Source organism: Palleronia sp. LCG004, assembly GCF_032931615.1.
GTDB lineage: Bacteria > Pseudomonadota > Alphaproteobacteria > Rhodobacterales > Rhodobacteraceae > Palleronia.
Genome location: NZ_CP136759.1, coordinates 779,738 through 800,832, shown reverse-complemented (window position 1 = coordinate 800,832; position 21,095 = coordinate 779,738). Strand labels below are relative to the sequence as shown.

Genomic DNA, 21,095 nt, shown 5'->3' with positions numbered 1-21,095 from the left:
TATCGGGTGGACCTTTCACGCAAGGGAGACGCGCGATGTTCATCCAGACCGAATCCACCCCGAATCCGGCGACACTGAAGTTCCTGCCGGGTCAGACGGTCCTGGAAGCCGGTACCGCCGATTTCCCGAGCGCCGAAACCGCGGACGCCTCGCCGCTCGCCACGCGGATCTTCGCGATCGACGGAGCGACCGGCGTGTTCCTCGGCAACGACTTCGTCACCGTGACGAAGGATGACGGCACCGATTGGGACCATATCAAGCCCGCGATCCTCGGCGCGATCATGGAACATTTCCAGTCCGGCCAGCCGGTCATGGCCGAGAACGGCCAGCAGGCGGGCGGTCACGCCACGCATGACGGGCCGGATGGCGAGATCGTCGTCCAGATCAAGGAACTGCTCGACACCCGCGTACGTCCGGCGGTCGCGCAGGATGGCGGCGACATCACGTTCCACGGCTTCGAACGCGGCGTCGTCTATCTGCACATGCAGGGGGCCTGCGCGGGCTGCCCGTCTTCGACCCTGACGCTGAAGATGGGGATCGAGAACCTGCTGCGCCATTACATCCCCGAAGTGGTCGAAGTCCGCCCCATTGCCTGAGACCCGGATCCTCGTATTCGACACATCGGCCGCGCATTGCGCGGCCGCTTTGCTGTCGGGCGACCGTATCCTCGGCGAGCGCCGCGAAGAGATGGCGCGCGGTCAGGCCGAGCGTCTGATGCCGCTGATCGAAGAGATCATGCAGGGTGCCGACCTCGCCTTCGCCGATCTCGACGCGATCGCGGTCGGTGTGGGGCCCGGCAACTTCACCGGCATCCGCATCGCGGTCGCGGCCGCGCGCGGCCTCGCCATGGGGCTGGGCCGTCCGGCGATCGGGGTCGACACGTTCCACGCCTGCCTGCCGCCCGAGGCCGAGACTGGCGAGGCGACCGTCCTGCTGGGCGCGCCACGGGGGCAGATCCACGTCCAGCGGTTCGGGAATGGCCTTGCGACCGGCGATGCGACGATCTGCGATGCCGATGCGGTCGAGACGGCCGGTCGCGTGATCGCCGACGACCTTGCCGCCGGGATCGTCGCGGGTGCGGATCGCGCGGATCCCTGGCCCGAACGCCTGCGGCGCATGGCGCGCCGGGCGGAGGCGATCCTGGCCAGCGGGCAGGACATCGCGCCGCCTGCCCCGCTCTATATCCGGGAGGCCGATGCGGCCCCCGCCCGTCCCGTCCCGCCCGTCAGATGAAACCGGCCGAGATGGCCGCGATCCACGCGCGGGCCATGACCCTGCCCCGTCCCTGGAGCGCGTCCGAGATCGAGAGCCTCCTCGCGGGCAGAGGCGCGTTCTCGGTGACGGTCGCCGAGGGCTTCGCGCTTGGCCGGGTGATCGCCGGCGAGGCGGAGCTTCTGACCATCGCCATCGCGCCCGAGGCACAGGGGCATGGTCGCGGACGCGATTGCCTGGCGCGATTCCACGTCGCGGCAGAGGCAGCGGGCGCGACGGAGGTCTTTCTCGAAGTGGCGGAAAACAACGCAGCGGCGCGTGCGCTTTATGCAGGTGCGGGCTATTCCGAGATCGGGCGGCGGCGTGGATATTACAGGCCCGGGGAGGGCCCGGCGGTCGATGCGCTGATCCTTCGTCACGAATTCGCGGGCTGACCGAACGTCACCCTCGAAAAAGCGCGTCACCGGCCGGACCAGCGGCCCGTCGGCGACCAGTCTGCCCTTGATCTTCGGTGCGCGGACCTCCTTAATCGACTTCGCATTGCGGCACCCTCACGACCGCATCCGTCATCGCCGAAGACAGGAAGGGAACGACCCTATGAGCATGACCAAGACATTTCTGGGCGCGGCGGGCGTCTGCGCCCTCGCCACTGGCGCGGCGTTTGCCGAACCGGGCCTCATCATCGACCTCGGTGGCAAGTTCGACCGGTCCTTCAACGAAGGTGCCTATAACGGTGCGCAGCGCTGGGCCGAAGAGACCGGCGGCGACTACATGGAAACCGAGCTGACCTCCGAGGCGCAGCGCGAGCAGAACATGCGCCGCATGGCCGATCGCGGGGCGAACCCGATCGTCACGATGGGCTTTGCGAACGCCTCGACGCTCGAACAGGTGGCCCCCGACTATCCCGAGACGACCTTCGTCATCATCGATGCGGTCGTCGACCAGCCGAACGTCCAGTCGATCATGTTCGACGAGCATACCGGTTCCTACCTCGTGGGCATCATGGCCGGAATGGCGTCCGAGACGGGCACCGTCTCCTTCGTCGGCGGCATGGACGTGCCGCTCATCCGGCGCTTTGCCTGCGGCTATGCCCAGGGGGCAAAGTCGGTCGACGAGAACATCGACGTCGTGGCCAACATGACCGGCACGACGCCCGCTGCCTGGAACGATCCCGTGCGCGGCGGCGAGCTGACCCGCAGCCAGATCGGTCAGGGTTCCGACGTGGTCTATTCCGCCGCGGGCGGCACCGGCGTGGGTGTCCTGCAGGCGGCAGAGGACGAGGACATCCTCGCCATCGGCGTCGACAGCAACCAGAACTACCTGCATCCGGGCACCATGCTGACCTCGATGGTCAAGCGGGTGGACAACGCGGTCTACGATACGTTCATGGCGGGCACCGACGGACAGATCGAACCCGGGCTCCAGACCAAGGGCCTGGCCGATGACGGCGTGGGCGTCGCGATGGACGAGTTCAACGAGGATCTCGTGACCGAAGAGATGCTGACCGCGGTTCAGGAGGCGCGCGACGCCATCATCGCGGGCGAGATCGAGGTCCACGACTATTACGACGACGACAGCTGCCCCGCACTGACGTTCTGAGATGACGGCCCCCCTTTCGGCATGCGCCGCCAGGGGGGCCACTACGATGACAAGACGGACGCCCCATGACAGACCCCGCGATCGAGCTCCAAGGCATCTCGAAGGCGTTCGGGCCGGTTCAGGCCAACAAGGACATCTCGATCCGGGTGATGCCCGGAACGATCCACGGCATCATCGGCGAGAACGGCGCGGGCAAGTCCACGCTGATGTCGATCCTCTACGGTTTCTACAAGGCCGATAGCGGCGAGATCTTCGTGCACGGCAAACGCGCGGAGATCACCGACAGCCAGGCCGCGATCCGCGCGGGCATCGGCATGGTGTTCCAGCACTTCAAGCTCGTCCAGAACTTCACCGTGCTCGAGAACATCGTGCTGGGCGCGGAGGATGCGGCGCTTCTCAAGGGATCGCTCGGGCGGGCGCGCAAGCTTCTCAAGCAGCTTTCCGAGGAATACGAGCTGCACGTCGATCCCGACGCCAGGATCGAGGATCTGGGCGTGGGCATGCAGCAGCGGGTCGAGATCCTCAAGGCGCTCTACCGGCAGGCGGATATCCTGATCCTCGACGAGCCGACGGGCGTGCTGACGCCCGCCGAGGCCGATCACCTCTTCCGGATCCTCGACGGGCTCAAGCGCGAGGGGAAGACGATCATCCTCATCACGCACAAGCTGCGCGAGATCATGGAGGCGACGGATACGGTCAGCGTCATGCGGCGCGGCCAGATGACCGCGACCGTCAAGACGTCCGAGACCTCGCCGCAGGAACTGGCCGAGCTCATGGTCGGACGCAAGGTGCTGCTCCGTGTCGAGAAGGAACCCGCCCGCCCCGGCGATGTGATCCTTGCGGTCGACAAGCTGCGTGTCGTCGACGGCACCGGCGTGGAGCGGCTTCGCGGCATCTCGCTCGACGTACGGGCGGGAGAGATCCTCGGCATCTGCGGCGTTGCGGGCAACGGGCAATCGGAGCTGCTCGAGGTTCTGGGCGGCATGCGCCCGGGCGAAGGCCGCGTGACGCTCAACGGTCGCGACCTGCCGATCGGCGGCAAGGGGGCGGATGCCCGTGCGCGGCGCCGCAGCGGTATCGGGCACATCCCCGAGGACCGTCAGGAGGAGGGCCTGATCCTCGACTTCCACGCCTGGGAGAACGTGGCCTTCGGCTATCACGACGATCCGCGCTACCAGCGCGGGCTCCTCATGGACAACGACGCGCTGCGCGAGGATGCGCGTGCCAAGATCGAGCGGTTCGACATCCGGCCCGACGATTGCTGGCAGAAGGCCCGGAACTTCTCGGGCGGGAACCAGCAGAAGATCGTCATCGCGCGCGAGCTCGAACGGAGCCCCGATCTGCTCCTCGTCGGCCAGCCCACGCGCGGTGTCGATATCGGCGCGATCGAGTTCATCCACGAGCAGATCGTCGCCCTGCGCGATGCGGGCAAGGCCGTGCTTCTCGTCTCGGTCGAGCTCGACGAGATCCTTGCCCTGTCGGATCGCATCGCGGTGATCTTCGACGGTCGCATCATGGGCGAGCGTCGCCCGGAAAAGACGGACGAGCGCGAGTTGGGACTGATGATGGCCGGGATCACCGACACCGATCGCAATCCCTCGACGGAGGAGATCGAGCAGAACCTGAACCGATCGCGGGAGGATGCCCGATGAACGACGACCGCATGACGCCGCTCGAGAAACGCATCGCAAGGCTCGAGGAACGCGTCGAACCGGTGGCTCGGGACCGCGTCAGGCCGGGTGCGTCCAGCGAGCCTCATCGCACAGACCCCAATTGGAAGAAGGTGGAGCAAGCGATAGCAAGGTTGCGCAACGACGGAGATCTGATGGCGAGCGTCGATATACGTTCGTACCTTCTCTACGGGATCGGCTCGGCCTTCGTGTGCGTGGCGCTTGGCATGGCCCTGGGCTTCATGTTCGTTTTCATGGGGCAATCCTGATGGAAAAGCTGCCGAGATGGGCCGACATAGCCCTCATTCCGCTCATCAACCTGGCGCTTGCCCTGATCGTGTCGGGTATCGTGCTGGCCTTCATCGGGCAGAACCCGTTCGAGGCGCTTGCAATCATGGTCGAGGGCGCGGTCGGATCGACTTATGGCTGGGGCTACACCCTCTACTACGCGACGAACTTCATCTTCACGGGCCTCGCCGTCGCGATCGCCTTTCAGGCAAAGCTCTTCAATATCGGCGGAGAGGGACAGGCCACGCTCGGCAGTCTCGGCGTGGCGCTCGTCTGCCTCGCGCTGCCATGGCCCCATTGGAGCGTTGCGCTGCCGGTGGCGATCGTCGGCGGCGCGCTGTTCGGAGCGGCCTGGGCCGCGATCCCGGCCTATCTGCAGGCCAAGCGCGGCAGCCATATCGTGATCACCACGATCATGTTCAATTTCATCGCCTCGGCGCTGCTCGTCTATCTTCTGATCGGCGCGCTCAAGGCACCGGGCATGGCCCCCGAATCCTCGCGCTTTCCGGACGGAAGCCACCTGCCCACGGCACGCGACATGTTCGCCGTGATCGGCGTCGATTTCGCACGGACGCCCCTGAACCTCAGCTTCCTCGTCGCGCTCGCCGCCGGGTTCGGGCTCTGGCTGCTGCTCTGGCGGACGCGGCTCGGATACGAGATCCGGGCCTTCGGACATTCGCAGACGGCGGCGATCTATGCCGGGATCAACCCCGTCAGGATCACGATGATCGCCATGCTGATCTCGGGGGCGCTCGCGGGCATGATGGCTCTCAACGCGGTGATGGGCGAACAGGAACGCCTTCTGCAGGACAACGTTCAGGGCGCGGGCTTCGTCGGGATCGCCGTGGCGCTGATGGGCCGCTCGCATCCGGTCGGTGTGTTCCTCGCCGCGATCCTCTTCGGCGCGCTCTATCAGGGCGGGGCCGAACTCGAATTCGAGACGAGCGTCCCGCGCGAGATGGTCGTGGTGATCCAGGCCCTCGTCATCCTCTTCACCGGCGCGCTCGACGGAATGGTCCGCTCACCGCTGGAACGGACATTCCTGCGGTTCGGACGGCGCAAGCCCGCACCCGAAATCGCGGCGGAATAGACGGATGATGCAGGAACTCAACGTGCCGCGGCCCTCCTTCGTGTTCCGCCCGGCCATCAACGCATTCGAGAAGGACGGTCTCGCATGAACTATCTCGATATCGTCCAGATCCTCGACAGTACGATCCGGCTCGCGACGCCGCTGCTCTTTGCCTGTCTCGCGGGCTTGTTCTCCGAGCGCGCGGGCGTCTTCGATATCGGGCTCGAGGGAAAGATCCTGATCTCGGCCTTCTTCTCGGCCGCTGTCGCCGCGATGACCGGATCGGTGTGGCTGGGCCTCATGGCGGGGATCCTCGCTTCGGTCGTCTTTTCGGGCATCCACGGCCTCGCCGCGATCACGTTCCGGGGCGATCAGCTCATCTCGGGCGTGGCGATCAACTTCCTGGCCGCGGGCCTCACCGTGCTGATCGCGCAGGACTGGTTCGCCCAGGGGGGCCGGACGCCGACACTTGCGGGCGGGGCGCGGTTCGCGACCATCGACCTGCCCTTTGCCGATGCGCTTGCGGGCGTGCCGTTTCTCGGGCCGCTCTATTCGGAGGCGATCTCGGGGCATTCGATCCTCGTCTATGCGGGGCTGCTGACCGTTCCGCTGACGTGGTACATTCTCTTTCGCACGCGGTTCGGCCTGCGGCTCAGGGCCGTGGGCGAGAATCCGGGCGCGGTCGATACGGCGGGCGTCAGCGTCACGCGCCTGCGCTATTCCGCCGTGCTGATCTGCGGCGTGCTCTGCGGGCTGTCGGGGGCCTATCTTGCGACCGGCCTCGCGGCGAGCTTTACCCAGAACATGAGCGCGGGGCGCGGTTACATCGCGCTTGCCGCACTCATCTTCGCGAAATGGCGGCCGTGGCATGCGCTTGGCGCGTGCCTGCTCTTCGGTCTGCTGCAGGCCGTGTCGAACCGCTATTCCTCCATCGATCTCGGCATCATCGAGATCCCCAACGCATTCGTCCTCGCCCTGCCCTACATCCTGACGGTCGTGATCCTCGCGGGCTTCGTGGGCAAGGCGGTGCCGCCGCGCGCCGGCGGCGAACCCTACGTAAAGGAACGCTGACAATGACCGACGACATTCTCGCCACGATCCGCGACCGCGCGGGCGACGCGCCCGTGCGGCTGGGGCTGATCCTCGGATCGGGGCTCGGCCATGTCGCGGACGCGGTCGATGGCGTCTCGATCGATTATGCCGATCTGCCGGGCTTTCCCCATGCAGGCGTGTCCGGCCACAGCCCGAAGCTCACGATCGGTACGCTCGAAGGGCAGCGGATCGCGGTACTCGGCGGGCGGGCGCATTACTACGAGGCCGGTGACCCCAAGGCGATGCGTCTGCCGCTCGAAGTGTTGAAGGCGCTCGGGGCCGAAGGCGTGATTGCGACCAACGCCGCCGGGTCGCTCGACCCGGAGATGCCGACCGGCAGCGCGATGCTACTGACCGATCACATCAACTTTTCGGGCCTGAATCCCCTGATCGGCGAGCCCGACGACTCGCGCTTCGTTCCGATGACGGATGCCTACGATCCGGACTGGCGGCGCGGGCTTGTCGCGGCGGCAGATGCGACGGGCACGCCGCTCTCTCAGGGCGTTTATGCCTGGTATTCCGGCCCCTCCTTCGAGACACCGGCCGAGATCAGGGCGATCCGGATGCTCGGCGCGGATGCCGTCGGCATGTCGACGGTGCCCGAGGTGATCCTCGCCCGGTTCATGGGGCTGCGCGTCTCGGCGATCTCGGCCATCACCAACATGGCCGCAGGCATGAGCGACGAGAAGATCGGCCACGCCCATACCAAGGAGATGGCCCCGCTCGGCGCGGCCAAGCTCGAGGCGATCCTGCGGAACTTCCTCGCCAACATGCAATAATCAGCCCCTTGGCGGATCCTCGGAGGTAAGCTCCAGCGCGGCGGCGGGGGTCGTCAGATCCTCGATCCCGAGGGGCTCGTCCGGCCGGGCAAGGCGGTTGCGCATGACCCAGAAGAGCCGCTCCTCCGCGCGCGTGATCGCGACATAGGCGAGCCGCTTCCAGAGCGGCACGCCCGCCTCCATCCGGCCGACCCGCGCGGCAGCCCAGAGGTCCGGCGCAAAGACCTGCACTTCGGGCCATTGCGAGCCTTGGGCCTTGTGGATCGTGACGGCGGCACCGTGCAGGAATGTGGCCCCCATCCGTGCGGCAAAGGGGATGAAGGGCTCGTCCTCCTCCGGCATCTCGATCTTGACGATGGAGGCGACATTCACCCTCGGATCGGGTGCGCCCACCACATGCAGGCGCGAAAAGCCGGCACGGGTCCCTTCGCCCAGATAGATGACCTGCGCCCCCTTGATGAGGCCGCGCGCCTCGAGGTCGATGCGCTTCTTGCGATGCTTGAGCGGCAGTTCGATCCCGTCGCAGATGAGCGGCTCGCCCGGCAGCAGCGCATCGGACGGCGCGCCATAGGCCGCGCGGAAGGCATGGATCAGGCGGATCCGCGTCGCGTTGCGCCAGACGAGGACGGGGCTGCGGGCCATCTTGGCCGCCTCGACCCGGCTGCCCATCACGACGCGGTCGTCGCGCGCCGCGGCATCCTCGATCATGCGTTCGAACGTCTCGAAGGTCAGGTCCGGGTCGGCCAGCGCGTGGGCAAGATCGAGGATCGGATTGTCGGCGTCCTGGCGGTGAACGCGCGCCAGATGCGCGACGCTGCCCTCGGGAAGATCGTCGAACACCATGGAGCCCGATTGCTGCACGGGGGCGAGCTGTGCTGGATCACCGAAGAGCAGGAGCGTGGGAAAGATTTCCTGCAGGTCCTCGAACTGCTTCTTGTCGAGCATCGACGATTCGTCGACCATCCCGATATCGAGCGGCTCCTCCCGGCGCTTCCAGCCGGTGATGAAATCGGACCCCCGCAGGCCTGCCGCGGCGAGCGCGCCGGGAATGGAATTGTTCTGCTGATAGAAGGCATGCGCGCGGTCGAGCGCGAGTTCGGTCAGCTCTTCGATGACCGGGCGCTCGCCCTCGCCCGACAGCCACTGCGCGATCCGTTCGTATTCGGGATCGTAGACGGGCGTATAGAGAATCCGGTGGATCGTCGTTGCAGGCACCCCGCGGGTGCGCAGAACCGACGCCGCCTTGTTCGTCGGCGCAAGAATGGCGAGCGTGCGGCGATCCTTGCGACGCCGCGCCTCGTAATCGCCCGAGATCACGTCGACCCCGGCATCGCGCAGGGCCTGCGCGAGCTGCGCGAGCAGCAGCGTCTTGCCCGATCCGGCCTTGCCGGTGATCGCCATGACGGCAGAGCGGCCTTCCTTGAGCGGCGCGGCATGGCCCTCGTCGATATCGACGCCGGTGCCACGCAGCAGGTCCGCCACGCGCGCCTTCGCATCGGATTGGTCGTCGGAGAGGATCGGTGCGGGAACGGCCATGCGCCGTTCCTATCCTCTCGTGTTCCGGATGCCTAGCTCGCGCAGGCAAGCGATGCGGACTTCGCGCCCTGCGGGAACGCGACGGCGAACCAGTCCTCCGATTGGGTGGCGGTTATCTGCGCGCGACGCAGCAGCTTTGCATGGGCGGTATCGGAAAACTCCCAAAGGCCCACGCCGATCGCGTTCGAACCTTCGCCCGACATGCCGAGGATCTCGGGGCAACCGCCGAGCATCTGATAGACGCGGATCATCACCGCATCGAACACGCCGACGTAGTGCTGGATGCCGAAGCCGCGCAGCACTTCGCCGCCCGCCAGCATCAGCGCGGCCGAAACGCGGGGCTTGGCCCCCTGCGCAAGGCAGAACCGCGTGCATTCCCAGATCAGCGGGCTTTCGATCCGTGTGCCGCCGGTGAGGTTCAGGAAATGGTCGTTGACCATCGTGCGCCCGGTCGTCGGCAGCAGCCGCATGGAGCCGCCGTGACGGCCATCGGGTTCCTCCCAGATGACGTAAAGCGGGTTCAGATCGTCGTATTCGTCGCGTTCCCATCCATCGGCATCGACAGTGACGTCTTTCCATTTCAGGCGTTCGTGGAACTGCGCCGCGCGGTCGCGGAACATGGTGTCGGCAAGACGGGGAAAGCGGGACAGCTCGTCTGCATAAAGGTAACGGATCATCGGTCGCTCCTCTCGGGATCAAAGGACATGAGCCGACAATCCGGGGGAGCTGGTTAATCTGTCTTCGGGGGTGCGTACGGAGCGGTTCGCAGGCGCGCAACGCCCGGTCGGATCAGATGCTCACGAGGCCGAGCTTGACCGCATGGGCGACCGCATGCGTCGTGTTCGTCGCCCTGAGCTTGGCCCGCGCGCTTTCGATATAGACGCGCAGAGTATGTTCCGAGATCGACAGGCTTTCGGCGGCCTGCGCACGGCTGTAACCGCGAGCGAGGCATCCGAGCGAATCGATCTCGCGCGGCGACAGCAGGACCTGCTGCTCTGCATGGTCGTCGAGCTGTATCTCGAGAGCGCGCTGATTGACGAGATGCGCGAGGAGGATGAGGTCGCGCCCGTGATCGTTCTTGAAATCCGCCCATGAATGATCGTCGCCGTCGAAAGTCGCGGTCAGATGAGCGAACTGACCGTTCGGACCCCGAATGGGAATCGTGACACCATGCGTTCCGATCCCCGCATCCTGCGAATGCTGCAACAGCCGCCCCGCCCCCTTCGAGGACCAGTCGAGCGCGGACCAGTCGATCGGGTGGAAACGGCTGTGGGCGGCATGAAGAACGGGGTCGTGTTTTGCGAAATTCTCGGCGATGTAATGCTGTCGCCAAGGGGCATCGTACGTCCCTGCTCCAAAGACGTCGCCCTCGAAACTTACCCAATGATAGAGCAGATGCCGAAGGCCCAGCCGATCACGCAGCGACGTGACATGGTCTTCCATCTGCGTGACATTCGTGGCGCGACCTAACGCGTCAGTGATATTTTCCAGTGTCCGTTGCATCACGATGAGTAGGGCGTTGGAGCGGCACCTGTTCCGCCGCCGAGATCTCCAGCCGCGCCGTCTCGCACAGCTCGTCGAGCTTCGCTACAGTCGCACACAGGTCGTTCGCCTCCGCAAAAGCCTTGAGATCCGCCAGAACGTCCAGAACCCATTCATTATCCATGATAACTCTCCCACCAGAGGTTTAGCAATCTTAGTTACTACCTGTAGGTGTATCATTTCGGTTGATGGCGGTTCTCACAACTCACCATATCTGGGGAGGTAGAGGATCGGCAGCGAGATCAGTCGCTTAGACGGCCCGCCTCGATCGCGTCCTCAAGCGTGCGCAGCCCGCGGCGGGGCGATTGCACCAGGACCGCCATGTTGCCGGGCTTGTGACGATTGTCGCGCATCTTGCTGTGGGCCAACGGAATTTCATTCCAGTCGAAGACTTCGGACATGCAGGGATCGAGACGCCGCTCGACCATCAGCTTGTTTGCCGCCGCCGCCTGCTTGAGATGCGCGAAGTGACTGCCCTGGATACGCTTCTGGTTCATCCAGACGTACCGAGCGTCCATCGTCAGGTTGTAGCCGGTCGTCCCTGCGCAGATCACCACCATTCCGCCCTTCTTGCACACGAAGGTCGAGACGGGGAACGTCGCCTCGCCGGGATGCTCGAAGACGATATCGACATTCACACCGCGCCCGGTGATGTCCCAGACCGCCTTGCCGAAGCGTCGAACCTCGATCAGCCAGGCCTTGTATTCGTCGGAGTTGACAGCTGGCAACTGCCCCCAACAGGCGAAATCGCGTCGGTTTATCACGCCGCGCGCGCCAAGCCCCAGCACGAAATCGCGCTTCGCCTCGTCGCTGATGACGGCGATCGCGTTGCCGCCCGCGGTGTTGATGAGCTGGATGGCACAGGAGCCGAGGCCACCCGACCCGCCCCAGACGAGCACGTTCTGCCCGGGCTTCAGGTCATGGGGATGATGCCCGAAGAGCATCCGGTACGCTGTGGCAAGCGTCAGGGTATAGCACGCCGATTCCTCCCAGCTCAGATGGCGCGGGCGCGGCATCAATTGCTGGGCCTGGACGCAGGTGAACTGAGCGAAACTGCCGCCCGGCGTCTCGTAGCCCCAGATGCGCTGGCTGGGCGAGAACATCGGGTCACCGCCATTGCATTCCTCGTCCTCGCCATCGTCCTGATTGCAATGGATCACGACCTCGTCGCCGACTTTCCACCGCGTGACCTTCTCGCCCACCGCCCAGACGATGCCCGACGCGTCGGAGCCCGCGATGTGATAATCGGCACCATGGATGTCGAAGGGGCTCACCGGAACGCCGAGCCCGGCCCAGACGCCGTTGTAATTGATGCCGGCGGCCATCACGAGGACGAGGACCTCGTGGCTGTCGGGCTTCGGGGTCGGCACGACCTCGAGCTGGAAACTCTGCTGGGGGGGGCCATGCCGCTCGCGTCGGATCGCCCACGCATGCATGCGAGCGGGCACGTGACCCAGCGGCGGGATCTCTCCCATCGCGTAGAGGTCCTTGCGCGTCGTCGTATCCGAATTCGGCGTCACGTCCATCCACGCACCCCCGCCCGCGCAGTCGCCGCAACGCAGCGACGGTATGATCAAGTCCTAGGAGGAATCCGGGTCCGGATCAACGTTCATGCCTCAGTGGGACAATCACCGCAGACGGGCGCGGTCGTCCTCATGGGCAGTTCGATCAACGGAAGGGACGCGGCGTAGAAGCCGATGACCGGTTCGCCCTTGGCCGTCGGCGACAGGGTCCCGTCCCCGGACTGGGTGGCGAGATGGCGCAAGATCAGCATGTCGACCCCCGCATCTACCGAATCCTGCACCGATCCACGGCGCAGATGCACCGGCACGTCCGCCTCGAGCCAGGCGGGCAGACGCGCGGAAACCCAGCTGCGGATCTCGGCGCGCGAGGTCGCGCCGTCCTGGATCGCGGCTGCGACCATCGGCACCGGCAGCACGGGCACATGGCGGCGAATGCTCGACATCAGATGGGCCGCGATCCCCGTCACGGACCCGTCGCTGGCCTCCATGACGTCATCGAGCTTCAGCGGCGTTCCGAAGGCCACGGCTGCATAGCCGAAGCGCCGCGCGCGCCCCGTCACGCGGTGGCCGAGCCAGCGCAGCGCGAAGGCCGTTCCGGTCAGGAAGGAGCCGCGAAACTGACGCTCTCCGCTTTGGCCCGCCTCGATGAGGATACGGTCCTCGATCACCCGGTCGTAATTGAGTGCGACAGGCACGAAGACGACATTGCGGCGGCTTTCACGGCCCGCCTGAACGATATAGCTCATCAGACCGAGCTTGGCCTCGCCCACCCGACCGGTGAGGCTGAGGCCCCCTTCGGGAAAGATCGCCTGCGTCACGCCGTTCTCGACGGCAAGCTGGACGTAGCGGGCAAGCACGCGGCGGTAGAGCTTGTTGCGGGACGTCCGACGGATGAAATAGGCCCCCATCGCGCGAAACAGCCACGACAGCGGCCAGATCCGCGCCCATTCGCCGACCGCGTAACTCAGCGCCGAACGATCGGCCGCGAGATAGGTGACGAGCACGTAATCCATGTTGGAGCGGTGGTTCATCACATAGACCACGGTCGCGTCCGGATCGACGGCTGCGAGCGCCTCCTCGTCCTCGCGCACGAGCCGGACGTGGAAGAGCAACCTGCTGATCATGCGCGCCGCGCGAATGGCAAAACCGAAATAGGCGGAGGCTGAAAATGACGGGACGATCTCGCGCGCATAGCGTTTCGCCTCGGAGAAGGCGACGTCCTCGCGCACGCCCGTTTCCTGCGCATGGCGGGCGACGGCCGCGATCACCTGCGGATCGTAGATCAGCCGCTGGATCGTGTCGTGTCGCCGCGCGAGCTTGAACGGCTGGATCGGTCGCTGGAGCCGCTTGTTGAGCTCTTCGACGGCCTTCTCCATCCGCCGGCGGAAGAACCACCTAACGGGCGGAATGAAGAAATGGCTCGAGAACGTCACCAACGCGAAGAGCATGATGAGCGTGAAGAGCCAGACGGGAAGTTCGACGGTGCCAAACATGCTGCGATACATGCCAGCAGCCGGGGACGGGGTAAACGAAAATGGGGGCGCATCGCTGCGCCCCCATCCTTGGTTCCGGATCTCAGGGTAGATCAGAGATAGGTGAACTCGCTATCGGCCGTCATGATCGACACGCCTTCACCATCATAGCCGTTCAGCGTGAAGATCTGCGTGCCCTCGACGCTCACCGACAGGGTGTCGCCGTCCATCGCGAAGGTAAAGTCATCCTCGCTCGCGGCCGCTTCGATCATCAGCACGTCGCCTTCGGCGATGGCATAGTCGTCTACGGTATCGAGACCGTCGGACGCATCGCCGGCATGAACGAACGTATCCGCGCCGGCCTGGCCGAAGACGAAATCGTCCCCGGTGCCGCCGTAGATCATGTCGTCGCCGCCGCCGCCGCCGATATTGTCGTTCCCGGCATCGCCCATCAGCGTATCGTTCCCGCCGGCACCGCGAAGGATGTCGTCACCGTTCCCGCCGGACGCGAAGTCGTCGGCCATCCCGGTCTGGCTGTTGTCGAAGCCGTCGTCACTGTCGAGCCAGGTGCCGGTATGGATCTCGTCGTTGCCGTCGCCGCCATAGATGACGTCTGCGCCGTCCGCATCGGGATCGAACTCGGCACCGCCTTCGGCCGAAACGCGGCTGTCGTCGTCGCCGGTGATGATGTCATCGCCCGCGCCGCCATAGATCGTGTCGTCGCCCGCGCCACCGGCATAGCCGTTGTCGTACTGGTCGAGCGTGAGCGCGCCCGATGCGCCGTCATCGGCCGCATTGGTCTGATCGTCGTCGGGACCGGAATAGAGAACGTCGTCGCCGGTTCCGCCGTTCAGCACATCGCTGCCGGCACCGCCATAAAGCGTGTCGTTGCCGGACCCGCCGATGACGAGATCGTCCCCGATCGCACCGTAGAGGATGTCGTTCCCGGCACCGCCATAGACCATGTCGTCACCGGCACCGCCCGACACGTCGTCATTGCCGGCGCCACCGAACACAGTGTCGTTGCCGGACCCGCCGTAGACGATGTCGTCACCGGCACCGCCGCCCACGAGATCGTCGCCGAGGCCGCCCCCGACGGTGTCGTCGCCGCCGAACCCGAAGAGCTGGTCGCTGTCGCCGCCGCCGTAGATCTCGTTGTCGCCGGCACCGCCGAAGATCGTGTCGTCACCGGCACCGCCGAACGTATCCACATCGCCGTCACCCAGCTGGATCATGTCGGAGGACAGCGCGCGCTGCGTCGCGAGCACGTTCAGCGCTTCCTCGACCGTCGCGGTCTCGATCTCGCCGGCTGCGGCAGGAACGATCGGGACGAACCCGTTCTCTCCACCGTTGACCTCGCCGTCGGTCCCCTCGCCGATGCCCTCGGGGATGTCGATGCCGTGCAGCACGACCTCGCGCAGGAAGAGCGGCATGAGGTCTTCCATCGTGTATTGCGTGCCCGTCACGGGGCTCACGAGGTTCGCCATGTCGCTGAGATCGTAGTTGTTAAAGAACGCGATCTTGCCGTTTTCGTCGGCGTAAGGCGCATTGCCGCTGGAATTGATCAGGGTCAGGATAACGTCGCCGTACCGGCCGACCCCTTCGAGAACCTCTACAATTCCGTCGCGATCGGCATCGTCGGCGATCGTCGGGCTGACCGAATTGATCGGAGCGCCGTCACCGTCGAAACGGCCATGGATATGCTGCGGATGGTTCTCGTTGGGCGTGAGGCCCTCGGCCGCGATCGAGACATTGAGAACGGGCGATCCGTCCGCCTCGGTCGACATTCCGAGAACGACGCTGCCCGACACTCCCGACGAGTTGAGCGCGTTCAGATCGACGGTCCAGGCCCCTTCGAGCGACCAGGGGGCGTCGTCGGGGGTCAGGAAGGTTGCGAAGGAATCGTAGGATGCGTCAAGATGTGCCATTGGTGAGGCTCTCCCTATTGGATGCGCGAGTAGCCACGCGGGCTGCGCGCGGTAAGTTTCGAAAAAAGTGACTGGTCTGCGGCCCCCCAAATCATGTGCCACGGATGATGGAATGGCCCGATCATCACGATCCACACCGCACCACCCGTCTTTCCAGGATCCGCCCGCGATCCGACATTCGTCATGTCGAAGGCGGATCGTTCTTCTGCGTCAGTTTTCGAGACGCGTCCGGGATTGATGGTCCCCAGAAATTAACAGCGAATTAACGCCGGCTCTTTTCGAGCTCGGAGGAGTTTGCGCAAAAGTCTTGCCTTTTCGTACGGTATGATATTTTTCGGCCCATATAACGCGGAAAGGAAAAGACAATGGATTTCGACCTCGACAACATGTCCCGAGAGGAACTGGAACAGTTGAAGAAAGAGACCGAGAAGGCGCTCAACACGATCGACGATCGCCGCCGCGCCGAAGCGCGCGCCGCAGCGGAAAAAGCCGCGCGCGACCATGGTTTCTCTCTCGACGACGTGATGGCGATGCAGAAGAAAAGCGCAGGCAAATCGCCGGCGAAATACCGGAACCCCGAAGATCCGCGCATGACGTGGACAGGCCGCGGTCGTCAGCCCGGTTGGATCAAGGAAGCGCTGGATCAGGGCAAGTCGCTCGAAGATTTCAAAATCTAGACGACAGCGTATCCCGGGAAAAACACGGTAGACTCCCGGTTCACGAAATATTCCGCGAAAAGCGGTTTCAAGAACCGGAATGTCCCGAAGTTTGCGTGACGGTTTAACGGCGGTTCGGTCCCGGAATGCAGGAATGCAGCACTTGTTAGCGCTCCGCATTCGCTGAATTCGATTTCATGCCGGAAATGAAAAAGGCCGGATCGCTAACAAGCGGTCCGGCCTTCGAATTTTCGGATAAAGGGTTGTCCCTAGACCGCCCGCTCCAGCATCAGCTTCTTGATTTCCGCGATTGCGGCGGAAGGATTCAGTCCCTTGGGACAGGTGCGCGCACAATTCATGATCGTATGGCACCGATAGAGCTTGAACGGATCCTCCAGATCGTCGAGCCGCTCGCCAGTGGCTTCGTCCCGGCTGTCGATAATCCAGCGATACGCATGGAGAAGCGCGGCAGGGCCGAGAAACTTGTCGCCATTCCACCAATAGCTCGGGCAGGCCGCGGAGCAGGATGCGCACATGACACATTCGTAGAGGCCGTCGAGTTTCTTCCGGTCCTCGATCGACTGGCGCCATTCCTTTTGCGGACGTTGCGTCTTGGTCTCGAGCCACGGCATGACGGCCGCGTGCTGCGCATAGAAATGGGTAAGATCGGGGACCAGATCCTTGACGACCGGCATGTGCGGCAACGGATAGATCTTCACGTCGCCATCGACCTCATCGATGCCGTAGATACAGGCAAGCGTGTTGATCCCGCCGATATTCATAGAGCAAGATCCGCAGATCCCTTCCCGGCAGGACCGGCGGAACGTCAGAGTGGGATCGATCTCGTTCTTGATCTTGATGAGGGCGTCGAGCATCATCGGTCCGCAGCTATCGAGATCGACGAAATACGTGTCGACGCGCGGGTTCTCACCATCCTCTTCGCACCAGCGATAGATCTCGAACTTCTTGAGATTGGTGGCCCCTTCCGGCTTCGGCCAGGTCTTGCCGGTGCGGATCTTGGAATTCTTGGGCAGGGTCAACTGGACCATCGGACGCTCCGTCTGCTGTTCGTCAAAGACTTAGACCTTTTCGATACCGACCGAAAGGTCGCCGCGGCGAGATAAATCGCCGCGCAGGTGCGTTCAGCCCAGGAACGGCGCGACGCCGTCCCGGGCAAGGCAATCGACGGTCTGAGGCCGCGATGCGATGCGGATCACGCTTTCGGTCGTGGCCGCGGTCGGGCCGAGGACCGCGTCCGAGGCAAGACCGCGAAGTTCGGGCGTACTCGCATTGTCGATCACGCAATCGATCGCCGGCTGCAACGGGACGCCCGGAAACCAGTCGAGAACCACCCGGCTCACGACCGACCGCGCCGCCGAGCGGGTGACGTCGTCACGGCTTGCCGGCGTGCAGGCCGAGACTGTAATCGCGACGAGGAAAAGCGCGGGCCATTTCATCGCTGGTAGGGCCCGAATGGCGATGGTCCAAGACGACGGTTCATGCACCTTTGGTAGACCTCGTCCGGATTGCGCCCCGAGAGATAATCGCTCGTGACGCCGATATCGATGTCACCCACGGTGCCACGTGATCCGATGCCGATCCCGACGCTTCCGGTCGGACCTTCCGCACCGCGCGCACGCTCTTCGCAGACACGCGCGGCTGCATCGGGAGATTGCGGACCGCAGGCCGAGAGGCCTGCGATCAGCGCGACCTGCCAAGGGACGCAGCGAAGAGGCATCATTTCGACCTTTTGCCTCAATAGACCCGGGTCTTGGGTTTGATCTTGTCGAGATCGATCCCGCCTTCGTTATGGCCGAGCAGCGGGTTGAGATGCACCGGGCGGTATTCGAGATCCACCCCGCCATTGACGTAGGCGAGCGTGTGCTTGCGCCAGTTCTCGTCATCGCGATCCGGGTGATCCTCCTGGGCATGAGCGCCGCGGCTTTCCTTGCGGGCCTCGGCCGATACGATCGTCGCGAGCGCATTCGGCATGAGGTTCGTCAGCTCGAGCGTTTCCATCAGGTCCGTGTTCCAGACCATGGTCCGGTCGGTGACCTTGATGTCGTCGAGCTTGCCGGCGATCTGCATCATGTTCTCGACACCATGCTTCAGCGTGTCGTCGGCACGGAAGACGGCCGCGTCCTGCTGCATCGCGCGCTGCATCTCCAGACGCAGTTCGGCGGTGGCGACGTTGCCCTTCGCGTGACGCACGGTGTCGAACCGGTCGAAGGCCCGGTCGACCGACGATTGGTTGAGCGTCGGATTGGGGCTCTGCGCGTCGACCACCTCGCCCGCCTTGATCGCGGCGGCGCGGCCGAAGACCACGAGGTCGATGAGGCTGTTGGAACCGAGACGGTTCGCGCCATGCACGCTGGCACAGCCCGCCTCGCCGACGGCCATCAGGCCCGGCACGATGCGGTCGGGATCCTCGGCGGTCGGGTGAAGCACTTCGCCCCAGTAATTCGTCGGAATGCCGCCCATGTTGTAATGAACCGTCGGAAGGACCGGGATCGGCTCCTTCGTGACGTCGACACCGGCGAAGATCTTGGCCGATTCGCTGATCCCCGGAAGGCGTTCGTGCAACGCTTCCTTCGGCAGGTGGCTGAGGTTAAGGTGGATGTGGTCACCGTCCTTGCCGACGCCGCGACCCTCGCGGATCTCCATCGTCATGCAGCGCGAAACCACATCGCGGGAGGCGAGATCCTTGTAGGTCGGCGCGTAGCGTTCCATGAAGCGTTCGCCTTCGGAATTGGTGAGGTATCCACCCTCGCCGCGCGCGCCCTCGGTGATGAGGCAGCCGGCTCCGTAGATGCCGGTCGGGTGGAACTGCACGAACTCCATGTCCTGCAGGGGCAGACCCTGACGCGCGACCATGCCGCCGCCATCGCCGGTGCAGGTATGCGCGGAGGTGGCCGAGAAATAGGCGCGGCCATAGCCGCCTGTGGCCAGCACGGTCATCTTAGCATTGAAAACGTGAAGAGAGCCGTCCTCGAGACACCAGGCGACGACGCCCTGGCATTGCCCGTCCTCGGACATGATGAGGTCGATCGCGAAATACTCGATGTAGAATTCCGCGTTGTTCTTCAGCGACTGGCCGTAAAGCGTATGCAGGATCGCGTGGCCCGTGCGGTCGGCCGCGGCGCAGGTGCGCTGAACCGGGGGGCCTTCGCCGAACTGGGTGGTATGGCCACCGAAGGGCCGCTGATAGATCTTGCCGTTCTCGGTGCGGGAGAACGGCACACCGTAATGCTCGAGCTCGTAGACCGCCTTCGGGGCCTCGCGGGCGAGATACTCCATCGCATCCGTGTCACCCAGCCAGTCCGACCCCTTGACGGTGTCGTACATGTGCCATTGCCAATGGTCGTCGCCCATGTTGCCGAGCGAGGCGGCGATGCCGCCCTGCGCCGCGACAGTGTGCGAGCGGGTCGGGAAGACCTTGGTGACGCAGGCGGTTCTCAGTCCCTGCTCGGCAAGGCCCAGCGTCGCACGGAGGCCGGATCCACCGGCCCCCACCACGATGGCGTCGTAATTGTGAGTGGTGTAATCGTAGGCAGCCATTCTCTCGGCCCTCCGGAATTTAGAGCGCCAGCCGCACGAGCGCGAAGAGCCCGGCAGCGAGCGCGGCATATGAGATGCAGGTGACGGCGATGATCAGCGCGTGCCGGACGATGCCCTGGCAATAGTCCTCGATCATCACCTGGGCCCCCATCTTGAAATGGATCCAGCCGACCGCGAGGGTCAGTGCCGCCACGATGGCGGGGAACGGCCGGGAATACCATGCGACGACTTCGTCGTAGCTGGACCCCAGCACGGGACCGAAGGTGAAGATGAAGAGCGGAACGAGAATCAGGAGCCCCACGCTGCTTTTGGTCATCGCCCAGAAATGGTCGGTGCCGCTCTTGGCGGATCCGAGACCTTCGGCGCGCTTGCGATCTGTCATGTAGGCCATGTCGTTCTCCTCAGACGATGATCGCGGTCAGGATGGTCAGCACGACGGAGCCGCCGACGACACCCCAGCCGAGAATCTCGGCGGTCTTCAGGTCGAGGCCGCGCCCCGTATCCCAGTAGAGATGCCGAACCCCCGCAAGGGTGTGGTACCAGAGCGCCCAGAGCGAGAGGAACATCACGAGATCGCCGAACCAGGAGGTCAGAACCCCATCGGCGGTCGCGAAGGCGTCCGGACCGCTTGCCGCGGCGAGGAGCCACCAGGTCACCAGAATACCGCCCACGATCAATCCGTTGCCGGTGATCCGCGTCAGGATCGAGGTGACGGAGTTGAGTTGAGGGCGGTAGATCTGAAGATGCGGGCTCAACGGGCGCTTGCCCCGGTTCACGTCGGCCATGGGCTCTCCTTCATATGGATGGCGCGGTCGCGGATTCCTCCGCCAGTCACGTACCTTCTAGCGGTTTCCGCGGTCGTGTCACGGGTCCGGGCCGGGCAATTTCGCCGCAACCACCGAATTCCATCGGTTTTAGGACCATCCATGCGACAGACGTGATCACAAAACGCCACGTTGGTTTCGTCCTATTGCGCGCCGAGTTTCATGTCGGGCGAATAGGGCGCGTCGATCTCTTTCGTCACGGCCTGCGCGCACCGCATGACGCCATGCTCGGCATCGAAGGCGTAGGACGGGTCGCCGTAGAGCGTCCATCCCTTGGCGAGCGCCTCGCTCACCTTGTGGCAGAAGGCCGACGTGTCGTCGCCGGTCAGAAGTCTGTATATCATGTC

At 64.6% G+C, this 21,095-nt stretch carries 24 protein-coding genes; 10 read left to right on the top strand and 14 right to left on the bottom strand.

The annotated features are described in order from the left end of the window. The first annotated feature begins 35 nt into the window (after positions 1-35). From RVY76_RS03800 to RVY76_RS03760, 9 genes are all read left to right on the top strand, one after another. Positions 36-596 carry a NifU family protein gene (locus tag RVY76_RS03800; protein ID WP_317375961.1) on the top strand — a complete coding sequence of 187 codons (561 nt, stop codon included), beginning with the start codon at positions 36-38 and terminating at the stop codon, positions 594-596. Then, positions 589-1,233 (top strand): tRNA (adenosine(37)-N6)-threonylcarbamoyltransferase complex dimerization subunit type 1 TsaB, encoded by a 645-nt coding sequence (gene tsaB / locus RVY76_RS03795; protein WP_317375960.1) that lies wholly within the window; start codon positions 589-591, stop codon positions 1,231-1,233. The genes RVY76_RS03800 and tsaB overlap by 8 nt, the downstream gene beginning before the upstream one ends. 11 nt (positions 1,234-1,244) lie before the next feature. After that, on the top strand, positions 1,245-1,646 hold the full coding sequence (locus tag RVY76_RS03790; protein ID WP_317375959.1) for a GNAT family N-acetyltransferase: 402 nt from the start codon (positions 1,245-1,247) through the stop codon (positions 1,644-1,646). A 163-nt stretch (positions 1,647-1,809) separates the two neighbouring features. Next, positions 1,810-2,811 (top strand): BMP family ABC transporter substrate-binding protein, encoded by a 1,002-nt coding sequence (locus tag RVY76_RS03785; RefSeq protein WP_317375958.1) that lies wholly within the window; start codon positions 1,810-1,812, stop codon positions 2,809-2,811. A gap of 65 nt (positions 2,812-2,876) precedes the next feature. Beyond that, positions 2,877-4,463 (top strand): ABC transporter ATP-binding protein, encoded by a 1,587-nt coding sequence (locus tag RVY76_RS03780; protein WP_317375957.1) that lies wholly within the window; start codon positions 2,877-2,879, stop codon positions 4,461-4,463. Then, positions 4,460-4,750, top strand: a complete 291-nt coding sequence (locus RVY76_RS03775; protein WP_317375955.1) for a hypothetical protein — start codon at positions 4,460-4,462, stop codon at positions 4,748-4,750. Before RVY76_RS03780 ends, RVY76_RS03775 begins: the two co-directional genes overlap by 4 nt. Further along, positions 4,750-5,859 (top strand): ABC transporter permease, encoded by a 1,110-nt coding sequence (locus RVY76_RS03770; protein WP_317375954.1) that lies wholly within the window; start codon positions 4,750-4,752, stop codon positions 5,857-5,859. Before RVY76_RS03775 ends, RVY76_RS03770 begins: the two co-directional genes overlap by 1 nt. An 84-nt stretch (positions 5,860-5,943) precedes the next feature. After that, the gene (locus tag RVY76_RS03765) at positions 5,944-6,909 is read left to right on the top strand and encodes an ABC transporter permease (RefSeq protein WP_317375953.1); all 966 of its coding nucleotides are present in this window, start codon (positions 5,944-5,946) and stop codon (positions 6,907-6,909) included. Positions 6,910-6,911: 2 nt separating this feature from the next. After that, positions 6,912-7,709, top strand: a complete 798-nt coding sequence (locus tag RVY76_RS03760) for a purine-nucleoside phosphorylase (protein ID WP_317375952.1) — start codon at positions 6,912-6,914, stop codon at positions 7,707-7,709. Here RVY76_RS03760 and RVY76_RS03755 read toward each other — a convergent pair whose 3' ends face one another. From RVY76_RS03755 to RVY76_RS03725, 7 genes are all read right to left on the bottom strand, one after another. Beyond that, positions 7,710-9,245: an ATP-dependent RecD-like DNA helicase gene (locus RVY76_RS03755; protein WP_317375951.1), complete on the bottom strand. Its 1,536-nt coding sequence runs from the start codon at positions 9,243-9,245 to the stop codon at positions 7,710-7,712. A 32-nt stretch (positions 9,246-9,277) separates the two neighbouring features. Beyond that, positions 9,278-9,922, bottom strand: coding sequence for an acyl-homoserine-lactone synthase (locus tag RVY76_RS03750; protein ID WP_317375950.1), 645 nt, complete (start codon positions 9,920-9,922; stop codon positions 9,278-9,280). 112 nt (positions 9,923-10,034) lie between these two features. Then, positions 10,035-10,688 (bottom strand): LuxR family transcriptional regulator, encoded by a 654-nt coding sequence (locus RVY76_RS03745; RefSeq protein WP_317375949.1) that lies wholly within the window; start codon positions 10,686-10,688, stop codon positions 10,035-10,037. Between the two features lie 31 nt (positions 10,689-10,719). Next, the gene (locus RVY76_RS03740; protein WP_317375947.1) at positions 10,720-10,911 is read right to left on the bottom strand and encodes a hypothetical protein; all 192 of its coding nucleotides are present in this window, start codon (positions 10,909-10,911) and stop codon (positions 10,720-10,722) included. A gap of 118 nt (positions 10,912-11,029) precedes the next feature. Further along, positions 11,030-12,313, bottom strand: a complete 1,284-nt coding sequence (ccrA, locus tag RVY76_RS03735) for a crotonyl-CoA carboxylase/reductase (RefSeq protein ID WP_317375946.1) — start codon at positions 12,311-12,313, stop codon at positions 11,030-11,032. A gap of 83 nt (positions 12,314-12,396) precedes the next feature. Further along, positions 12,397-13,803: a 1-acyl-sn-glycerol-3-phosphate acyltransferase gene (locus RVY76_RS03730; RefSeq protein ID WP_317375945.1), complete on the bottom strand. Its 1,407-nt coding sequence runs from the start codon at positions 13,801-13,803 to the stop codon at positions 12,397-12,399. Between the two features lie 92 nt (positions 13,804-13,895). After that, positions 13,896-15,710, bottom strand: a complete 1,815-nt coding sequence (locus RVY76_RS03725; RefSeq protein WP_317375943.1) for a calcium-binding protein — start codon at positions 15,708-15,710, stop codon at positions 13,896-13,898. Between the two features lie 365 nt (positions 15,711-16,075). Between RVY76_RS03725 and RVY76_RS03720 the strand changes: the two genes are divergently transcribed. Further along, entirely contained in the window at positions 16,076-16,387 is a 312-nt protein-coding gene (locus RVY76_RS03720) for an H-NS histone family protein (RefSeq protein WP_317375942.1), read from the top strand. 248 nt (positions 16,388-16,635) lie between these two features. Here RVY76_RS03720 and RVY76_RS03715 read toward each other — a convergent pair whose 3' ends face one another. The 7 genes from RVY76_RS03715 to RVY76_RS03685 all read right to left on the bottom strand — a co-directional run bounded on the left by RVY76_RS03715 (position 16,636) and on the right by RVY76_RS03685 (position 21,092). Beyond that, complete coding sequence (locus RVY76_RS03715) at positions 16,636-17,415, bottom strand: succinate dehydrogenase iron-sulfur subunit (RefSeq protein ID WP_317375941.1); 780 nt, start codon at positions 17,413-17,415, stop codon at positions 16,636-16,638. 93 nt (positions 17,416-17,508) lie between these two features. After that, entirely contained in the window at positions 17,509-17,823 is a 315-nt protein-coding gene (locus tag RVY76_RS03710) for a hypothetical protein (protein ID WP_317375940.1), read from the bottom strand. Next, positions 17,820-18,107: a hypothetical protein gene (locus RVY76_RS03705; protein ID WP_317375939.1), complete on the bottom strand. Its 288-nt coding sequence runs from the start codon at positions 18,105-18,107 to the stop codon at positions 17,820-17,822. Before RVY76_RS03705 ends, RVY76_RS03710 begins: the two co-directional genes overlap by 4 nt. A 14-nt stretch (positions 18,108-18,121) precedes the next feature. Further along, entirely contained in the window at positions 18,122-19,924 is a 1,803-nt protein-coding gene (gene sdhA / locus RVY76_RS03700) for a succinate dehydrogenase flavoprotein subunit (RefSeq protein WP_317375937.1), read from the bottom strand. 19 nt (positions 19,925-19,943) lie between these two features. Further along, positions 19,944-20,315 carry a succinate dehydrogenase, hydrophobic membrane anchor protein gene (gene sdhD, locus RVY76_RS03695; protein WP_317375936.1) on the bottom strand — a complete coding sequence of 124 codons (372 nt, stop codon included), beginning with the start codon at positions 20,313-20,315 and terminating at the stop codon, positions 19,944-19,946. A 10-nt stretch (positions 20,316-20,325) separates the two neighbouring features. Beyond that, a complete protein-coding gene (gene sdhC / locus RVY76_RS03690; RefSeq protein WP_317375934.1) occupies positions 20,326-20,709 on the bottom strand; it encodes a succinate dehydrogenase, cytochrome b556 subunit in 384 nt (127 codons plus the stop codon). 182 nt (positions 20,710-20,891) lie between these two features. Then, positions 20,892-21,092, bottom strand: coding sequence for a DUF1737 domain-containing protein (locus tag RVY76_RS03685; RefSeq protein ID WP_317375932.1), 201 nt, complete (start codon positions 21,090-21,092; stop codon positions 20,892-20,894). Between the last annotated feature and the right edge of the window lie 3 nt (positions 21,093-21,095).

Bases quoted from the DNA above. Each gene is read 5' to 3' on its own strand.
- RVY76_RS03800 (WP_317375961.1), top strand. From the start codon at position 36: ATGTTCATCCAGACCGAATCCACCCCGAATCCGGCGACACTGAAGTTC.
- RVY76_RS03790 (WP_317375959.1), top strand. From the start codon at position 1,245: ATGGCCGCGATCCACGCGCGGGCCATGACCCTGCCCCGTCCCTGGAGC.
- RVY76_RS03785 (WP_317375958.1), top strand. From the start codon at position 1,810: ATGAGCATGACCAAGACATTTCTGGGCGCGGCGGGCGTCTGCGCCCTC.
- RVY76_RS03780 (WP_317375957.1), top strand. From the start codon at position 2,877: ATGACAGACCCCGCGATCGAGCTCCAAGGCATCTCGAAGGCGTTCGGG.
- RVY76_RS03775 (WP_317375955.1), top strand. From the start codon at position 4,460: ATGAACGACGACCGCATGACGCCGCTCGAGAAACGCATCGCAAGGCTC.
- RVY76_RS03770 (WP_317375954.1), top strand. From the start codon at position 4,750: ATGGAAAAGCTGCCGAGATGGGCCGACATAGCCCTCATTCCGCTCATC.
- RVY76_RS03765 (WP_317375953.1), top strand. From the start codon at position 5,944: ATGAACTATCTCGATATCGTCCAGATCCTCGACAGTACGATCCGGCTC.
- RVY76_RS03760 (WP_317375952.1), top strand. From the start codon at position 6,912: ATGACCGACGACATTCTCGCCACGATCCGCGACCGCGCGGGCGACGCG.
- RVY76_RS03755 (WP_317375951.1), bottom strand. From the start codon at position 9,245: ATGGCCGTTCCCGCACCGATCCTCTCCGACGACCAATCCGATGCGAAG.
- RVY76_RS03750 (WP_317375950.1), bottom strand. From the start codon at position 9,922: ATGATCCGTTACCTTTATGCAGACGAGCTGTCCCGCTTTCCCCGTCTT.
- RVY76_RS03745 (WP_317375949.1), bottom strand. From the start codon at position 10,688: ATGGAAGACCATGTCACGTCGCTGCGTGATCGGCTGGGCCTTCGGCAT.
- RVY76_RS03740 (WP_317375947.1), bottom strand. From the start codon at position 10,911: ATGGATAATGAATGGGTTCTGGACGTTCTGGCGGATCTCAAGGCTTTT.
- ccrA (WP_317375946.1), bottom strand. From the start codon at position 12,313: ATGGACGTGACGCCGAATTCGGATACGACGACGCGCAAGGACCTCTAC.
- RVY76_RS03730 (WP_317375945.1), bottom strand. From the start codon at position 13,803: ATGTTTGGCACCGTCGAACTTCCCGTCTGGCTCTTCACGCTCATCATG.
- RVY76_RS03725 (WP_317375943.1), bottom strand. From the start codon at position 15,710: ATGGCACATCTTGACGCATCCTACGATTCCTTCGCAACCTTCCTGACC.
- RVY76_RS03720 (WP_317375942.1), top strand. From the start codon at position 16,076: ATGGATTTCGACCTCGACAACATGTCCCGAGAGGAACTGGAACAGTTG.
- RVY76_RS03715 (WP_317375941.1), bottom strand. From the start codon at position 17,415: ATGGTCCAGTTGACCCTGCCCAAGAATTCCAAGATCCGCACCGGCAAG.
- RVY76_RS03710 (WP_317375940.1), bottom strand. From the start codon at position 17,823: ATGAAATGGCCCGCGCTTTTCCTCGTCGCGATTACAGTCTCGGCCTGC.
- RVY76_RS03705 (WP_317375939.1), bottom strand. From the start codon at position 18,107: ATGATGCCTCTTCGCTGCGTCCCTTGGCAGGTCGCGCTGATCGCAGGC.
- sdhA (WP_317375937.1), bottom strand. From the start codon at position 19,924: ATGGCTGCCTACGATTACACCACTCACAATTACGACGCCATCGTGGTG.
- sdhD (WP_317375936.1), bottom strand. From the start codon at position 20,315: ATGGCCTACATGACAGATCGCAAGCGCGCCGAAGGTCTCGGATCCGCC.
- sdhC (WP_317375934.1), bottom strand. From the start codon at position 20,709: ATGGCCGACGTGAACCGGGGCAAGCGCCCGTTGAGCCCGCATCTTCAG.
- RVY76_RS03685 (WP_317375932.1), bottom strand. From the start codon at position 21,092: ATGATATACAGACTTCTGACCGGCGACGACACGTCGGCCTTCTGCCAC.